The organism is Desulfobacula sp., from assembly GCF_021107415.1.
Map to the genome: position 1 here is coordinate 1 of NZ_JAIOSW010000511.1, position 15937 is coordinate 15937.

At 41.3% G+C, this 15937-nt stretch carries 16 protein-coding genes; 15 read left to right on the forward strand and 1 reads right to left on the reverse strand.

Features of this window, described 5'->3' with window-relative positions; translation table 11 throughout:
* From K8S13_RS25215 to K8S13_RS25240, 6 genes are all read left to right on the forward strand, one after another.
* The coding region (locus K8S13_RS25215) for a hypothetical protein (RefSeq protein WP_291466539.1) at positions 1–184 on the forward strand (184 nt) is incomplete at its 5' end.
* On the forward strand, positions 138–488 hold the full coding sequence (locus K8S13_RS25220) for a hypothetical protein (protein WP_291466540.1): 351 nt from the start codon (positions 138–140) through the stop codon (positions 486–488). The genes K8S13_RS25215 and K8S13_RS25220, both read left to right, overlap by 47 nt.
* A 142-nt stretch (positions 489–630) precedes the next feature.
* Positions 631–1482, forward strand: a complete 852-nt coding sequence (locus K8S13_RS25225; RefSeq protein WP_291466541.1) for a Fic family protein — start codon at positions 631–633, stop codon at positions 1480–1482.
* A gap of 14 nt (positions 1483–1496) precedes the next feature.
* Positions 1497–1949, forward strand: a complete 453-nt coding sequence (locus K8S13_RS25230; RefSeq protein ID WP_291466542.1) for a ParB/Srx family N-terminal domain-containing protein — start codon at positions 1497–1499, stop codon at positions 1947–1949.
* A 468-nt stretch (positions 1950–2417) separates the two neighbouring features.
* Positions 2418–2714 carry a hypothetical protein gene (locus K8S13_RS25235; protein ID WP_291466544.1) on the forward strand — a complete coding sequence of 99 codons (297 nt, stop codon included), beginning with the start codon at positions 2418–2420 and terminating at the stop codon, positions 2712–2714.
* Positions 2715–3014: 300 nt separating this feature from the next.
* Entirely contained in the window at positions 3015–4163 is a 1149-nt protein-coding gene (locus tag K8S13_RS25240) for a Fic family protein (protein ID WP_291466546.1), read from the forward strand.
* A gap of 758 nt (positions 4164–4921) precedes the next feature.
* Here K8S13_RS25240 and K8S13_RS25245 read toward each other — a convergent pair.
* Positions 4922–5947, reverse strand: a complete 1026-nt coding sequence (locus K8S13_RS25245; RefSeq protein ID WP_291466547.1) for a DUF4325 domain-containing protein — start codon at positions 5945–5947, stop codon at positions 4922–4924.
* 1091 nt (positions 5948–7038) lie between these two features.
* Between K8S13_RS25245 and K8S13_RS25250 the strand changes: the two genes are divergently transcribed.
* The 9 genes from K8S13_RS25250 to K8S13_RS25290 form a co-directional block, all read left to right on the forward strand.
* Positions 7039–7305: a hypothetical protein gene (locus K8S13_RS25250; protein ID WP_291466548.1), complete on the forward strand. Its 267-nt coding sequence runs from the start codon at positions 7039–7041 to the stop codon at positions 7303–7305.
* Between the two features lie 142 nt (positions 7306–7447).
* A complete protein-coding gene (locus K8S13_RS25255) occupies positions 7448–8254 on the forward strand; it encodes a GNAT family N-acetyltransferase (protein ID WP_367172913.1) in 807 nt (268 codons plus the stop codon).
* 37 nt (positions 8255–8291) lie between these two features.
* A complete protein-coding gene (locus K8S13_RS25260; protein WP_291466550.1) occupies positions 8292–10235 on the forward strand; it encodes an aconitate hydratase in 1944 nt (647 codons plus the stop codon).
* 15 nt (positions 10236–10250) lie between these two features.
* Positions 10251–11528, forward strand: coding sequence for an ATP citrate lyase citrate-binding domain-containing protein (locus K8S13_RS25265; RefSeq protein WP_291466552.1), 1278 nt, complete (start codon positions 10251–10253; stop codon positions 11526–11528).
* A complete protein-coding gene (locus tag K8S13_RS25270) occupies positions 11529–13391 on the forward strand; it encodes a citrate/2-methylcitrate synthase (RefSeq protein ID WP_291466554.1) in 1863 nt (620 codons plus the stop codon).
* A gap of 115 nt (positions 13392–13506) precedes the next feature.
* Entirely contained in the window at positions 13507–14058 is a 552-nt protein-coding gene (locus tag K8S13_RS25275; RefSeq protein WP_291466556.1) for a hypothetical protein, read from the forward strand.
* Between the two features lie 291 nt (positions 14059–14349).
* Positions 14350–15015, forward strand: a complete 666-nt coding sequence (locus tag K8S13_RS25280; protein ID WP_291466558.1) for a hypothetical protein — start codon at positions 14350–14352, stop codon at positions 15013–15015.
* 44 nt (positions 15016–15059) lie between these two features.
* A complete protein-coding gene (locus K8S13_RS25285; protein WP_291466559.1) occupies positions 15060–15245 on the forward strand; it encodes a hypothetical protein in 186 nt (61 codons plus the stop codon).
* Positions 15246–15307: 62 nt separating this feature from the next.
* A partial coding sequence (locus K8S13_RS25290; RefSeq protein ID WP_291466560.1) for a DUF362 domain-containing protein occupies positions 15308–15937 on the forward strand: 630 nt, incomplete at its 3' end.

The window sequence follows — 15937 nt, forward strand, 5'->3', positions numbered from 1 at the left end:
ATCAATGCTTGAGCCGGATGAGGTGAAAGTCTCACGTCCGGTTCTTAGGGGGCTTGGGGCTGGCAACAGCCCCCGGCTACCCGGCGCCATGCCACAGATTTTCAAGTTCACGGCGGCTGCGCCGCGATTGGAATGCAATGGCAAAACAAAAGAAACTATTCTTAAAATACCAAGTATGGGTTAATGCTCGAAAACGTTTTCATCTTTCCCATGCTCACATTCAAATGGCAAGGGAACTTGGCTTGGATCCAAAGAAGTTCGGAAAATTGGCGAATCATAAGCAGGAACCTTGGAAGATTCCCCTGCCGGAGTATATTAAAGAATTATACTTCAAGCATTTTAAAAAAGAACCATCCGAAAATGTGAGGTCAATAGAACAGATCATAAAAGAGAAAAAACGCAAACAGACCGAAAAAAAGGAGCGTAAGCGAAAGGAGAGATCCAACAGTGCAGTTGCGATGGACCGGGCTGGCAATCAGCCCAGCTAAGAAAGTCCTTTTAAACCCTTCTTCTTTTGAATTGAGCCCTGAAAGCTTATCTTGTTTCTATCTATTTAGCATGTTAAATATGACCCAAGATAGATGCTAAAGAAATGCTGTTTGTGATAAAAAAAACTATTCTGTAATGATTATGAAAAATATCAAAAAAAATATTTCTAACGGTGAAGGGATTACCGTGGAATTCAAAAAAAGCCGGGGAAAAGTGACCGCGGATGTATATCAGAGCATCTGTGCTTTTCTCAACCGCAACGGTGGGCAGGTTATTTTAGGCGTGGAAGATGATGGTGCCATAACAGGAATTAAGGAAGATGCCCTACTCAGGGTTGACAATGTTGACAGATATAATGACCGGGATGACATAAGAACCAACCTGATAGAAAGCTATGACCGGCTCATGGGATTTGTCGCAAAACATCTGCCGGACAAGTTTTATCTGATTGGTGACCAGCGTGTCAGTCTGCGGGACAAGATCTTCAGAGAAGTAGCGACAAACTGTCTGATCCACCGCGAGTTTTTAAATCCGTTCCCGGCTAAGTTCGTTATTGAAAAAGATCGTGTTTATACGGAAAACGCAAATAAACCCCATGGTCATGGTCTCATTGATCCGACAGGCTTTACACCTTTTCCTAAAAACCCTGTTATCGCACGGGTATTTAAAAAAATTGGACGTGCTGACGAACTTGGGTCAGGCGTAAAAAACCTTTTTACTTTTACAAAAGAATATTCAGGTGCTTTGCCACAACTGGTGGAAGATGACATTTTCAGGGCTGTAATTCCCCTTACCGAGCAAGTTAATAGGCGAAAAAAGATCATAAATTTTTGTAAAACACCCAGATCAACTTCTGAAATCATGACGCATCTGGGATTGAAGCATAGAGAGCATTTTCGATCTAAGATTCTACAGCCCCTATTAGATGAAGGGATATTGAATCTGACAATCCCGGACATCCCCAAAAGTCCAAAACAAAAATATTATTCCTAAAATCAGATCAAGCCATGATACTCAAAAAAAATGAACAGGCAAGACAATTGGCACAGATGCTAAAAGCAGATAATATGTTCAGTCCATGTCCGGTTGATAGCGGAGATGAAATATTTCCAAACGGGATTTTTGAGTTTAACATTACAAAAATAATTGACCATATTCAAAGAAATCCTGATAGCATCCACCTTGAAGAGGTGTTAGTAAAAGATTTTTACACTGGTTTTTCATCAGTCAACGAATCGTACATGGAACATGTGGAAATCTCCAGGCCGATAATATTAGCTGAGATTTCTCCCGGGCAATATAACGTGATTGATGGAAACCACAGATTGGAGAAGGCCCACAGGATGGGAATAGAAACCATACATGCCCACCGACTGAATGTAAAACAGCATATCAAATTCCTGATTAGCAAAAGAGCTTATACAACCTACATTGAATATTGGAACAGCAAGCTAAAATAATTTCCAACAATCAACATGCACCGGGCGCGACAAGAAGTCGCTTTTAATAATGTTGGGCTTGACCCAACCTGCTGTATTACCAGCAGTTTTCTATTTCGACGTGCATTACCAGTAATGGTTTTGTGCGAAGCTTGATTAACAATGAAGCCCTTGGCTATATGCCAGGAGAGGGAATCGTGAGAGGAACTCAACTCTGGAAGCATCAATTCGGATGGGAGCTAGGAACGATGGTATGCGTAACATATGTGAACTGTTATTTAAACGTCGTTATGTTCAACAGGCTAAAGGTGCTGACAAGCCTGGGCCAAAATGGCAAGAGGTATGGTTGGAGTGTTCCGTTGTCACTTCACGTAATCCATGATTCCTCCGGCGGATAGACAGATGCTAACCCATTGTATGTTAAAAGTGGAACTTGGTAAGCCCGTATTTCTCCTTCCAAAGAAGGACAGCAGGCCGCAAGGCTTGCCTATGGGGGTGCGGGTAGAGGAGGCTGGAAAAAGCGAATGCTGTTCTGTAATGGATCAGCTACGGGTTCAAAATTTGCCCGAGCATGAAAATGTGCAGACTTCCAGCATGGTGTTGAATCACGTGAAACGATTTGAACGGAAGAACCGTACCGGTGTGGATGATAGTAACAGCAATGTTACTGACGGCCGTACGGACTTGAAAAAAAGTACTCCGGATACAACCGCGTACCGTGAAGGCAGTCTTCTGACTACCGGGTGTCGCAAGATGCCTTACCAATGCTTGAGCCGGATGAGGTGAAAGTCTCATGTCCGGTTCTTAGGGGGCTTGGGGCTGGCAACAGCCCCCGGCTACCCGACATTTCACCGGTGATGTTCAAAGTTTTTTTTAAAATGGTTAAGGAAAGGGGGTCACCCCCCATTAACGTTTCTGACTCCAAAAACATCACTTTAAGAAATACACATCAATTTCAACATCAACCACCCAATACTCCCTTGACTTTGAGTTGATTAAAGATAATAATTAACTCAAATATTGAGCTGATTAATAAATTAAACAACTCAAATATCAATTCCATGGAAAGGGAAATCGACTCATCTTATGAAATACATTTGGCAAACTAAATCTTGGCCAGGTCTCAAATGGGACAGTGCAAAACTGTTAAAGCCCTTGGGCAATATCCGATTCAGCCAAGGAGCTTTAATAACTCAGATCAAGGAGTTGGGGTTTGAAATCCAGCAAACGGCACGAGCAGATGTTCTTGTTGAAGAAGTATTAAAGACGTCAGCGATCGAGGGTGAAAAATTGGATCCCGATGCGGTTCGATCTTCTGTTGGGCGCAGACTCGGTCTACCCGATGCTGGATTGAAGGAGGTAAGAGACCAAAAAGTCGAGGGTCTTGTAGAAATTTTACTGGATGCGACTATTAGTTATTCAAAAAAAATGACCCTGGAACGAATTTGGGGTTGGCATGCGGCCCTTTTTCCAACCGGTTACTCCGGTATGGTAAAAATATCTGTTGGTCAATGGAGAGATGATAGTAAGGGACCGATGCAAGTTATTTCCGGGCCTATTGGACAGGAGAAAGTTCATTTTGAAGCACCCCCTGCAAAAAAACTTGATAAAGAAATGCAAACATTCATATCCGGGATAAATGAAAAAAGTCAATTGGATGGCATCATCAGAGCTGGGCTCGCTCATATATGGTTTGTTACAATTCATCCGTTTGATGACGGCAATGGCCGTATTGCAAGAACTTTGACTGATATGTTACTTGCAAGAGATGAAAACAATCCAAAAAGATTCTATAGCCTTTCTTCACAGATTATGGCTGAGAGAAATGAATATTATGAAATTTTGAAAGCCACACAATCAGGTACTGGTGATATTACAGAGTGGTTGAAATGGTTTCTTGAATGCATGAATAGGGCTATCCTGAATTCCAATACTTTATTAAAAAAAATAATGACAAAAGCTCGGTTCTGGCAGAATTTTGCCCAGGTAAGGCTACACGAGCGTCAAACCAAAGTGATTAACCGGCTACTTGACGCAGGTGCTGGTGGTTTTGAAGGTGGGTTAAAGAACAAAAAATACATAGGAATCACACATACCAGTCGTGCTACAGCCCAAAGGGAATTAGCCGATCTTGTAAATAAAGGTATTTTGATCAAAATGCCAGGAGGAGGCAGGAGTGCCAGTTATGATCTTGACTGGGAAAAGTGGTCTTCATTTAAAAAAAATCAAAAGTAAAAACTATGAAAGAATCGAAAAGGGGTCGAGTCTACGTTTGACCCTTGCTTGAAATAAGTCCAACAACGAACATGCTGACGGCTGCGACAAGATGTCGCTTTTAATAATGTTGGGCTTGACCCAACCTGCTGTATTACCAGCAGTTTTCCAGTTCGGCATGCATTACCAGTAATGGTTTTGTGTGAAGCCCGAATGACAATGAATCCCTTGGCCTATGGCCGGAAGAGTGACTCGTGAGAGAACCTCAACTCTGGAAGCATCAATCTGGATGGGAGATAGGAACGATGGTATGCGTAACATATGTGAACTGTTAATAAACGTCGTTATTTTGGACAGGCCAAAGATGCTGACAGACCTGGGCCAAACGGCAAGAGGTATGGTTGGAGTGTTCCGTTGTCGCTTCACGTAATCTACGATCCCTCCGGGGGGGACAGACAGACGCTAACCCATTGTGTGTTGAAAGTGGAACTTGGTAAGCCCGTATCAAACACTTATTTCTAGTCTCGTAAATAAGTATCTTAATGGGTCTTTGGCATAAATTTATTTTGGGAAAAAACAGAACATGGCGATTCACTGGATTGCAGGGGGCTGAGCCGCCTTGAAAAATTTTGGTTTAACAAAACTATAAACATAAAACAAGGTTACTGGGAAACCCCTGCAACCAGTGATCTTTGCGTTTTTTTTGGAAAGTTTGCATTTGAATAGTTCTTGGTTTGAAAATTCTGGCATACCACAACGGTTAAATGTTTTTGATCAAACTATTTGGTTGATTGTACCCTTTTAATCATGTTTTCAACATCGGCGGATGTGTTAATCATTCTCAAGTGTACATCAGGATACTTGTTTGTGAAAACCCTGAATATTTGATCGGCAAATGCCTGACCGATCTTGGTGACACCTTTGAAATCTAATATAACTTCGGTAAATCTATCAAACCTTGATATAAGTCGTTTAGCCTGTGATCTTGAAAGCAAAGACTCTCCTTCATGTTGCATAAGCTCAACCGGAATTAGGGTTTTATGGAAACTCGGGTCTTTATCCGGGTCCGCATATTCATCAAAGATGTCCTTTAATAAAGTAGATGAATTTTTTATAATTTCCATATAAACGGAGGTACCCGGAAGATCTCTTTTTTCTTCCAACATAATCCCTTCCTTATTTCCAAAGCCTACAAAGCTTAACTTGTGTGAAAAAATTAAGAATACATCAAATACTCTGGAAGTAAAAAATATACCTTCCCCAGAGTGGTTTTCCGGATCAGAGGTGAATTTGCCTTTTGCTAACTCTAAAATTGCCTGTTTTGAATATTCCAAGCCCAGATCAGTCTTTATTTTTTTAAAAATACCAATTCCATTATCAGACACTTCAATTTCGAGCTTTAAATAATCCACAGATAAGTGAATAGTTAACGCATCTGATTCTGAGTGATCAATCACATTGTTGACCATTTCTGTAAAACCATATTGGCAAATTTCTTTTACATTGTTAGGAAGATCTTTTAATAATGGTGCCACGTCTTTTGACCATAGAATATCTTCTTCTAAATTATTATTTTCATAATCCCAATTGTAAGTAGTTTTAACTAATTGATAATTGGGAGATCGATTTGAACCAAGCTTTTCAAAAATTCTGTCTTCAACCAGTTCGTTTATATACTTATAAACAGTTGGTTTAGTAATTTGAAAATGATTACAAGTGATTTGTGTTAATGTGTTTGGATTGTCAGAGACATTATTAATCATAAAGGTTTTTATCATTTCGACAACTTCTTTTGTAAACTTCATATTGATTTCCTGTATTTTATTATAAAAATAAATATTATATTTTATATATAACAATAAACATTAAAATGTAAATCACAAAATATAAAGTAAAAATAAATGAGTCCAATATTTGCTTAATTTTCGTAAACGTATGAGTTATGAGGGCTCAATAGTCAATTCAAACAAGAAAAATGAACCGGATTTTAACGGTTAAGATGAAAAGGCAGTGTTGCAAATATGCGCTATTCTGATTGGTTCTTTACTGGAAAAATTTATGATCATCCAAATAAAAATATTAGCTGTGGGCTATGTAATCATGAGCGCTTGGGGTATATCACCCAGGTTTATATAAACTTTATATCCGAGATCTTTCTTCTAAAGTGGATTTCAAAATGGCAATAAAAAATCCCTTGAAATTAGATCTAATATATGGAGCGTTAAACGCAAGCCAGAAAAAAAGTTAATCGAGCAAGCTATAAAGGATAATGCCCAAGGGATAGTAACTTGTACTCCCCGATTAAAGAGCCTGTAACAGCTAAATATATCGCCGGTGTTGAAACCTGTTTTAAATGCAAAAATAAGATACCGGTTTTTGGTGGGATGGAATCCCATTTTGTCAGGACGAACCTCCTGATCCGAAACCGAAAACCCATTGAGCTTAAATACTCAAAACAATATGGTGGTTCTTATTGGGCAAACACTTGTGCTAATTGCGGTATGACACAAGGAGATAATTTTCTTTTTCTCTTCGAAAATGGACCCTTGTTCGGATTGCCGCTTTCAAAGAGAAAGCCACCCATCTTAAAGTTGAGGTCAAAGATCTTCAGACAGGGCGATTTATCAGCAAAACCATTATGCTTCCAGAAAAACAGGCAACTGCAACAAAGGGGGGTAATGCAATTTCTCAAATAGAAGGAATAAATCAAGATCAGTTTCTCAATCCCACCTAGAATATTATTATCACAGGAGCTGAATATCGAGGGAGAGGCCGCTTTAAAATACGTATTAAAAATACAGGTGCATACCGGACAAAATTTAAAATCCAGATGAAAAGTGTAGTCATCAGAAAACCGCGCAAGTACGATGACCAACAGGGAAGAAAAATTGGCACTATGGAAAATGCATTTCCGGGCTATATAACCCTGAATCCAGGAGAAACAGGCGAAATAAGAATTTCACCGCAAAGGGTGAATTCCGAGTTGAAAAGAACCTTCTTAAATCTAAAAAACGGGTATTATTTTGCCAGAAACTTTAAGTTGATTCTCCTGACAGAAGATATGAACCCATACTGCCATCTTGGCATAGGCAAATCTCTTGACCATTATCAGACATCTGAATTGAAACAGGTAGTAATCTCCGGGGAAATTAATTTGTATTAAAGAAAAAGCAAAAAATTTATACAAAATTATGCTATTATTAGAAAACAGGGTGATCTTGCTTAATAACAAAAAAGGATAGAAAGGCAGAATAATTATAAAAACAATAAAATCATTAGAGAAAATAAATTTTAATTCTTTATTTATAGCGTTTAATGAAGCATTTAAAGATTATGAAATGCAATTAAAAAAAGAAGAATTACGTATCATGTTAAATCGTAGAGGATTTGTTCCTGAATTATCATTTGGTGCGTTTGAGAATGATAAAATAACTGCTTTTACTTTAAACGGAATTGGTTTGTTTAATGGAGTCAAAACTGCTTATGACACAGGAACAGGAACTTTAAAAGAATTTCGTGGACAAGGAATGGCAACCAAAATATTCACGCATTCAATACCATTTTTAAAAAAAGCCGGTATTTCACAGTATTTACTTGAAGTTTTGCAGCATAATACAAAGGCTGTTACAGTTTATAAAAAACTTGGATTTATAGTAAATAGAGAATTTAACTACTTTGTGCAAAAAAATGAAAATATCTGTTTAAACTCAAAAAAAATACATCCAGAATATAATCTACAACAAACGGATTTATATAGAAGTGAATTGATGATCGAATTTTGGGACTTTATCCCTTCCTGGCAAAATAGCTTTGAAGCCATTTCCAGAAAACCCGATGATTTTAGAATTATTGGAGCTTATAAAGGTTCAGAATTAGTAGGTTATTGCATAATTGAGACTAATTCAGGAGATATAACTCAAATTGCAGTGGATAAAGAATATAGAAGAAGGGGAATTGCTTCTGTTTTGCTTAAAGAATCTTTAAAATTCAACCAATATAATTCTATTAAAGTTGTAAATACCGAACTTGATTGTGGGTCGATCACAGGTTTTTTACAATCAAACGCAATTCCATTAAAAGGAAAGCAATTCGAAATGATTAAACAATTATAAATATCTATACAATAAACAATTTAGGGAGGGAATGAAAATGGCAAAGACTTTAACTCAAAAAATTCTTGAAAAACATCTCGTCGTTGGGGAATACGAACCGGGTAAGGAAATCGGTATCCGCATAGATCAAACCCTGACACAGGATGCCACCGGAACCATGGCATACCTCCAGCTTGAAGCAATGGGTCTTGATACTGTAAAAACCGATCTTTCTGTCAGCTACGTTGACCACAACACGATACAGATAGGTTTCGAGAACGCTGACGATCACCGATATCTTTACACAGTGGCCGCCAAGTATGGAATTTACTATTCAAAAGCAGGTAACGGCATCTGCCATCAGGTTCATCTGGAACGATTCGGAAAGCCGGGAACAACACTTCTTGGGTCAGACAGCCACACACCAACGGGCGGCGGCACCGGTCAGATAGCCATCGGAGCGGGCGGCCTGGATGTGGCACTAGCCATGGCAGGTGAACCATTTTATCTGACCTGTCCTAAAGTCATCAAAATCAATCTGACCGGCAAACTCCAACCCTGGGTAAGTGCCAAGGATGTCATACTCAAAATTCTGGAGACATTTACGACAAAAGGTAACGTCGGATGCGTCTTCGAATACGACGGACCGGGGGTAAAAACACTCACTGTCCCCGAAAGGGCAACCATCACCAATATGGGTGCCGAGTGCGGTGTTACCACCTCCATATTCCCCAGCGATGAGGAAACGAGAAAATTTCTCAAAGCCCAGGCACGAGAAGATGACTGGCAGGAACTTACAGCAGATCCCGATGCCGAATATTTCAAGGTTGAAGATTTTGATCTGTCAAAACTTGTTCCGTTGACTGCTACTCCTCACAGCCCCGGCAATATATCACCGGTAAAAGACCTTGAGGGTATGGAAGTCAACCAGGTATGTGTTGGTTCGTGTACCAATTCATCCTTCAGAGATCTGATGGTGGTTGCAGAAACGCTCAAAGGGAAACAGGTTCATCCCCATGTGAGTTTCCTTATGGCACCGGGCTCAAAGCAGGTGGTGGCTATGCTTGCCCGGAACGGGTCTCTCGCCGATCTTATTGAATCGGGAATCAGACTGGCAGAGAATACCTGCGGTTTTTGTATCGGGAACAGCCAATCTCCCCAGACCAAAGCTGTTTCCCTCAGAACCAGCAACAGGAATTTCCTCGGCAGGTCGGGAACAAAGAGTGCAAATGTTTACCTTGTAAGTCCGGAGTCGGCAGCTGCCACAGCCATAACCGGAACAATTACCGATCCACGGGACCTTGGAGTACCGTATCCGAACGTGGACATGCCGGAAAAATTTATTATCAATGATTCAATGATACTTCCGCCATCAGATGATCCGAACAGTATTGCAATCTACCGTGGGCCCAACATTGGAGAACCGCCAGGCAACGATCCCATGCCGGAGACCGTCAATGGTGTTGTAACCATTCGGGTGGATGATTACACGACAACCGACCATATCATCCCCGCCGGTTCAAGAATGAAATACCGGTCCAACGTGCCTAAATATTCTGAATTCCTGTTCGAAGTTGTGGACCCCGATTTCTTCAGCAGGGCCAGGGATATCAAAGAATCGGGCAAGTCGAATATTATTGTCGGCGGTATCAGTTACGGACAGGGATCATCCAGAGAGCATGCCGCACTGTGCCCCATGTACATGGGAGTCCGCGCCGTCATAACCAAGTCATTCGAAAGGATACACACTGCAAATCTCATCAATTTCGGCATTGTACCCCTCACATTCAAGAATGAAGCAGACTTTGACAAGATAAACCAGGGTGACAGCCTGGAAATCACCGACATCCGCAAAAAAATCATTCAGGGTGGTCCTTTGGTTGTCAACGATACAACGAGGGGTATTGAATTCGAGGTTGAATACGATCTCTCCGACAGGGCAAAGGAAATCCTCCTTGCAGGGGGAATGCTGTCACTTATCAAATACAAAAAGAATAATTAATCAGGAGAAGAATCAATGGCACAGAAAGCAATCAGAGAAGCCGATGGCAAGGTTATGATGGCCCGTCTGCTGAAGGACTATACAGATGGAAAATACAAAATTCAAAATAAATTCATATCCGTGGGACCTGAAACGGATCTCAAGAAGCTCCCGAGCACGTATAAATGGCTACAGAAAGAAAAACTGGTGGTGAAACCGGATCAGCTCATCAAGAGACGGGGCAAAAGCAAACTGCTGCTTCTCAATACCGACTGGAAGGAGGCAGCAAAGTGGATTAAGGCCCGGATGAACAAACCGATCACCGTCAGCACGGTTACCGGTATCCTGGACCACTTCATTATCGAACCATTCGTTCCTCACAATGAAAAAGACGAATATTACGTGGCAATCACGTCCCAGAGAGAAGGTGACACCATCCTCTTCCATCACAAAGGAGGCATCAATGTGGGAGATGTAGATGCAAAGGCGGCCAAACTGTTTGTACCGATCGGGGAAACGCCGACAAGTCAGGAAATTGAAAAGAAGCTCCTAGGTAAAGCCCCGAAAGAACGAAAAGTTCTTATCGCCGAATTCATGGAGGGTCTTTTTAAATATTACGCAGACCTGAATTACACATACCTTGAAATTAATCCCTTTATCGTGGAAGGCAAAACCGTGATTCCTCTTGATCTGGCTGCCAAACTTGACGACACGGCAACCTTTGTCAGCAGCAGGAAATGGGGATCGATTGATTTCCCCTCTCCCTTCGGCAGAATGCTCTCAAAGGAAGAAATATACGTGGAAGAACTGGATGCCAAAACGGGCGCTTCCCTGAAATTAACGATCCTCAATCCAGAGGGACGAGTCTGGACCATGGTGGCCGGGGGCGGTGCATCGGTCATTTATGCAGACACCATTACCGACCTGGGCTACATGAACGAAATGGCAAACTATGGTGAATACTCGGGAGATCCCAATGAGGAATTTACCTATCTCTATGCAAAGACCATTCTCGACCTCATGACACGAAAGAAAAATCCCAAGGGTAAGTTCCTGCTTATCGGCGGCGGTATTGCCAATTTCACCGATGTGGCAAATACATTCAGAGGAATCATACGGGCACTCAGAGAATACATGAAAAAGCTTCAGGACAATAAAGTTAAAATTTTCGTGAGAAGAGGCGGCCCCAACTATAACGAGGGCCTAAAAAACATGAGGGCACTTGGAGACGAGATAGGCATACCTATTAAGGTTTACGGACCGGAGACACATATGACGAAAATTGTTTCAATGGCCCTTGAGGGAGGTAAATAAATGACTCGAAAAGCAACGACAAAAAAATCACCCGATAAAAAGAATTACGAACTGTTCAATCGCCATACACAGGCATTTATCTATAACATGCAGGTCAACGCAACTCAGAGAATGCTGGATTTCGATTTCCTTGCAGGACGTGAAACGCCGTCGGTCGCGGCAATCGTTAACCCGACAGGGAGTGAGTCCCTTCAAAAATTCTTTTTCGGCCCCAAAGAGATACTGATACCCATTTACAGATCACTTGCCAGGGCCGGCGAGAAACACGGGAACGTCGACGTTCTCGTCAGTTTTGCATCATTCAGGTCCACCGCTCAGTCTGCAAAAGAAGCTTTTGAATTGAAACAGATCAAGACCATCGTCCTGATTGCCGAAGGTGTGCCCGAGCGTCACATGAGAGTATTGAACACAAAAGCGAAACAACTGGGGAAAGTAATCATTGGCCCTGCCACGGTTGGCGGCATCAAAGCAGGTGCTTTCAAGATCGGGAACACTGCGGGAACGGTAGAGAACATCGTTGAATCCAAGCTGCATCGACCGGGATCGGTGGGGTTTGTCTCCAAATCCGGCGGTCTTTCCAATGAGGTATACAATATTATTTCAAGAAATACCGACGGCCTCTACGAGGGCATTGCAATCGGCGGTGACCGGTTTCCCGGAAGCACCCTCATGGATCACCTCATGCGATATGAACAAAACCCCAGCGTAAAAATGCTGGTATGCCTCGGAGAGGTGGGCGGAACCGATGAATATGAAATAGTCGATGCTCTCAAAAAAAAGAAGATCAAAAAACCGCTGGTTATGTGGGTGACGGGAACCTGTGCAAAAGCCTTTAAAACTGAAGTCCAGTTCGGCCATGCCGGCGCCAAGGCAGATGCCGATATGGAAACGGCAGACGCCAAGAATGCGGCATTGAAAAAAGCGGGAGCCGTCGTTCCCGATTCCTTTGACGATTATGCGGAAAAGATACACAAGACCTATGAGAAATTAGTCAAGAAGAAAGTCATTAAGCCTGCTCCCGATGTAGCGGCACCGACAATTCCACTCGATTTAAACAAAGCACTGTCAGCAGGCACCATTCGAAAACCGACAAGCTTCATATCAACCATATCAGACGACAGAGGCGAAGAGCTTATATACGGGCACATGTCCATCTCGGAGGTCTTCAATAAAAATATTGGTGTCGGCGGTGTCCTCAGTATCCTGTGGTTTAAAAAACTGTTGCCCGACTACGCAACAAAATTTATCGATATGGTTATCATGGTAACGGCCGACCACGGCCCGGCCGTATCCGGGGCTCACAACACCATCGTGGCCTCCAGAGCCGGCAAGGATCTCATATCATCGCTCGTATCGGGCTTGCTCTGTATCGGACCGAGGTTCGGCGGCGCATTGGATGGAGCAGCGTTACAGTTCTCTGAAGCCCTCGACAGCGGATTAACACCCATGGAATTTGTCAATTCAATGAAGCAGAAGGGCGTAAACATCCAGGGTATCGGCCACAGAATCAAGTCGATTCACAACCCGGATATGCGAGTAACGATTATAAAAAACTATGTCCGGAAGCACTTCAAGACCACAGCGTTTCTGGATTATGCGCTGGAAGTTGAAAAAATAACAACGGGCAAGAGAGATAATCTGATTCTCAACGTGGACGGCGTCATCGGCATCTGCTTTGTGGATCTTCTCAGGTCGGAGTTTACCAGAGATGAAGCGGACGAATACATCCGGATGGGTGCGCTGAATGGTCTCTTTGTCCTCGGAAGAAGCATCGGCTTTATGGGCCACTACCTTGACCAGAAGAGACTGAAGCAAGGACTGTATCGTCATCCTTGGGATGATATTGCTTACTTGATGGATTAGCATGAAACAATAAAAAATATCTGCTCTGGGAATATTGGAAGCTTGCTATCTAAGCATATAGGGGATTGGCGTTAGCCGTTCAAACGAAATTATCATCATACGAGGAGCATCGGAGTTGGAGACTTTCACAGAACTTAAAAAACTGGTAAAAAATCCAAATTACCAGAAGCAAAGGGAAAAAAGCCTGGACGAACTTACCGATGATATGATCGATACTCCTATAATTGAGCTGATCAGAGCTTTCAAAGAAATACCTTATTGCTTTACTTTACAGTGCTGCTATGGGCACTTTCTTTACAGTGATCAGGAGGATCCCAATAATCTTGATCCCTTGCCGATTACACACACAATATCCAGTGTTGAGTACAGGATCGCCTATATTGCTTTTTGCATTGAAAACAATTTTAAAGGTAGGAACTTTTTTGAGGCTCTTCAGAGAATTCCAGTTATTGATCCTGAAAACATTCAGTTCTGTAGCGCTTCCTGGTTTTGGAAGAGGCAGGTAAATTCTTATGCGCTTCAGGTTGAACCAAACAGATTCAAACATGATGACAAAGCTATACTTGACTATAATGAAGCTTTGAGAATTGAAAAGACCCGGAATGAGTTTTTTGAAAAATTGCGAGAACTAATTTTATATCAACAATATAGTGAAAAAAACGGATAATAACGCAAAAATGCGTGATATTCAACTCATCGGGAGGATAATGGTGGGCGATTACCCTCATATGGGACCGGAAACCCGGAATCATACGAATTGGAGCACTTTGGGGAGCATTTAATGGAATTGATGATAATATAGCACTTTTGCGAGGCAACATAAATGTCAAGCCCGGTAAAATCTATTATTTCCATTTCACTACACTTATGAAGGGTGAACGCTGGAAGATTACTAAGATCGAATAGTGCTTTTATTAGCTTAGCACCTTAAATAATTAAACCATAAAGGAGAATAAAAATGTCTGCAAAACAAATCACATATGATGAAGCCAGAAAGTTAATGAAACCAGGAGATGTAATTGCTTTTGGAGGAAAAGGTCATTTTTCCGAAATTATTAAATTCGTTACTTTTTCTTGTGTTTCTCATGTAGGTGTTATTTTACAAACAAAAATACCTGAAGATGATACGGATAGATTTTTTAATCAAATCATTGAATCAACGTCATTAAATGGTTTTAACGGGGTTAATGTTTCCAGGTTTAGTGATAGGTTAGATACCTATGAAGGCGAATTATGGTGGCTTCCGTTAAAAAAAGAAATTAGAGACAACTCATTTGATCAGAAAAAATTTTTCAATTTTCTTTTAAATCAAGCAAAGGATAGAAAACCTTATGATACACCACAGGCCATCAAGTCGGCTATTGATGCACTAGATAACCTGCCATTCGGAATACATGGTCCAGCATACAATAAAGAAGATTTTAGCAAGTTCTTCTGCTCTGAACTTGTTTCAGCAGGTTTAGAAATTGCAGGTGCTGTTGGCAGCGTGAATGCTTCCGAGGTGACACCTATAGATTTGTGCAGATGGAATATTTATAAAAACAGTTATTATCAATTAAAAGGTGAATCCAGTAAGAGAATATCACGTTTTAATACTGCATCACCATCAGATTGGAATGTCTAAAAAATGCTTTATTAATTAAAAATAACAGCTATTCTGATCAATATTTGTCGGGAACTGACTACGCGGCCAAGGGAATTTTTTTCTTTTACGGATTGACGGTCTGGGAATACGAACTGACCATAAATGCAAATGGATACAAACAATATTCCCAGATGCACAATGTGCGTCCAGAGCAATACGGAAATGCAATGGCCATCAAGCTTGTGGAGGAAACCGTTGATCATCAATGAGGGGCCACGCTTCCGGGGTTAATGATAAAGAATCAACCCACTCATAAATCGAGGATTGTCCAATGATATCAAAAACTGTTTTTACACGGAGACTGCGAGCCTCTCACCAGACCGAAAGTTTTACAAAATTTTCACCTCTCAACAATGAACTGGTCACGGAGATAAAAAGTGCAGTAAAAGAAATTTTTGATGCTTTTGGCGGTAAAGACCTTATTAAATCAAGCAAGAATGTTTATATCAAGCCCAATGGTATTGATGCCAAGCCATATTGTTATACACGGCCGGAATTGATAAGGGCTGTTATCGAGTACTGGTTTGACGCAGGTGCTAACAAGGTATATCTTCTGGAAAATTCGACACAGGCCAATCATACACGTATCGTATTTGAAAGCAACGGATATAAAAAAGTCTGCAGAGATACGGGTGCCATTCCAATTTACCTGGATGAGGAAAAAACAATCACATACAAATTTACAGGCAAAAAATCAGTTGCCGATGGGTGTGCAGGTGGATATGACTTAACAAGTTTTGAAATGCCCATAACTGTTGTTAAAAAGTTAATAGAAAAAATAGATGAAAACCTCTATATCAACTTGCCGAAACTGAAGACCCACTCTATGTCAGGGGCTACATTGGGAATAAAAAACCAGTGGGGATTTCCTGCCCATAAAAGCAGAGGGATCGACCATAAC

Coding starts and splice junctions, on each gene's coding strand:
- K8S13_RS25260 (WP_291466550.1), top strand. CDS start 8,292: ATGGCAAAGACTTTAACTCAAAAAATTCTTGAAAAACATCTCGTCGTT.
- K8S13_RS25250 (WP_291466548.1), top strand. CDS start 7,039: ATGGAAAATGCATTTCCGGGCTATATAACCCTGAATCCAGGAGAAACA.
- K8S13_RS25265 (WP_291466552.1), top strand. CDS start 10,251: ATGGCACAGAAAGCAATCAGAGAAGCCGATGGCAAGGTTATGATGGCC.
- K8S13_RS25220 (WP_291466540.1), top strand. CDS start 138: ATGGCAAAACAAAAGAAACTATTCTTAAAATACCAAGTATGGGTTAAT.
- K8S13_RS25245 (WP_291466547.1), bottom strand. CDS start 5,947: ATGAAGTTTACAAAAGAAGTTGTCGAAATGATAAAAACCTTTATGATT.
- K8S13_RS25280 (WP_291466558.1), top strand. CDS start 14,350: ATGTCTGCAAAACAAATCACATATGATGAAGCCAGAAAGTTAATGAAA.
- K8S13_RS25240 (WP_291466546.1), top strand. CDS start 3,015: ATGAAATACATTTGGCAAACTAAATCTTGGCCAGGTCTCAAATGGGAC.
- K8S13_RS25225 (WP_291466541.1), top strand. CDS start 631: ATGAAAAATATCAAAAAAAATATTTCTAACGGTGAAGGGATTACCGTG.
- K8S13_RS25230 (WP_291466542.1), top strand. CDS start 1,497: ATGATACTCAAAAAAAATGAACAGGCAAGACAATTGGCACAGATGCTA.
- K8S13_RS25270 (WP_291466554.1), top strand. CDS start 11,529: ATGACTCGAAAAGCAACGACAAAAAAATCACCCGATAAAAAGAATTAC.
- K8S13_RS25235 (WP_291466544.1), top strand. CDS start 2,418: ATGGGGGTGCGGGTAGAGGAGGCTGGAAAAAGCGAATGCTGTTCTGTA.